The organism is Cellulomonas sp. URHE0023 (assembly GCF_000688475.1).
In the GTDB taxonomy this organism is placed as follows: domain Bacteria; phylum Actinomycetota; class Actinomycetes; order Actinomycetales; family Cellulomonadaceae; genus Cellulomonas.
Genome location: NZ_JIAN01000004.1, coordinates 1 through 1,259, shown reverse-complemented (window position 1 = coordinate 1,259; position 1,259 = coordinate 1). Strand labels below are relative to the sequence as shown.

Here is a 1,259-nt window from a genome sequence, read left to right as displayed (position 1 = left end):
CCCCGTAACTTCGGGAGAAGGGGGGCCTGAAGCGTGATCCGACTTGCTCGGTTAGCGTGAAGGGCCGCAGAGACCAGGGAGAAGCGACTGTTTACTAAAAACACAGGTCCGTGCGAAGTCGCAAGACGATGTATACGGACTGACGCCTGCCCGGTGCTGGAAGGTTAAGAGGACGGGTCAGCCGCAAGGCGAAGCTCAGAATTTAAGCCCCAGTAAACGGCGGTGGTAACTATAACCATCCTAAGGTAGCGAAATTCCTTGTCGGGTAAGTTCCGACCTGCACGAATGGCGTAACGACTTCTCCGCTGTCTCAACCGCGAACTCGGCGAAATTGCACTACGAGTAAAGATGCTCGTTACGCGCAGCAGGACGGAAAGACCCCGGGACCTTTACTATAGCTTGGTATTGGTGTTCGGTGCGGCTTGTGTAGGATAGGTGGGAGACTGTGAAGCCGGCACGCCAGTGTCGGTGGAGTCAACGTTGAAATACCACTCTGGTCGCTCTGGATATCTAACCTCGGTCCGTGATCCGGACTAGGGACAGTGCCTGGTGGGTAGTTTAACTGGGGCGGTTGCCTCCTAAAATGTAACGGAGGCGCTCAAAGGTTCCCTCAGCCTGGTTGGCAATCAGGTGGCGAGTGCAAGTGCACAAGGGAGCTTGACTGTGAGACTGACAGGTCGAGCAGGGACGAAAGTCGGAACTAGTGATCCGGCGGTGGCTTGTGGAAGCGCCGTCGCTCAACGGATAAAAGGTACCCCGGGGATAACAGGCTGATCTTGCCCAAGAGTCCATATCGACGGCATGGTTTGGCACCTCGATGTCGGCTCGTCGCATCCTGGGGCTGGAGTAGGTCCCAAGGGTTGGGCTGTTCGCCCATTAAAGCGGTACGCGAGCTGGGTTTAGAACGTCGTGAGACAGTTCGGTCCCTATCCGCTGCGCGCGCAGGAAACTTGAGAAGGGCTGTCCCTAGTACGAGAGGACCGGGACGGACGAACCTCTGGTGTGCCAGTTGTTCCGCCAGGAGCACGGCTGGTTGGCTACGTTCGGAAGGGATAACCGCTGAAAGCATCTAAGCGGGAAGCCTGCTTCAAGATGAGGTTTCCATGGGGACTTGATCCCCGAGAGGCTCCCAGCTAGACCACTGGGTAGATAGGCCGGATGTGGAAGAGGGGACTAACGACCCTCGCAGCTGACCGGTACTAATAAGCCGACAACTTCATCACATTCATTCAAGTCAATGTGCTACGCGTCCACTGTGC

1 rRNA gene is annotated in these 1,259 nt (G+C 56.5%); it reads left to right on the top strand.

Features of this window, described 5'->3' with window-relative positions:
• A 23S ribosomal RNA gene (locus N553_RS0100030) occupies positions 1-1,223 on the top strand; the annotation flags it as partial.
• Between the last annotated feature and the right edge of the window lie 36 nt (positions 1,224-1,259).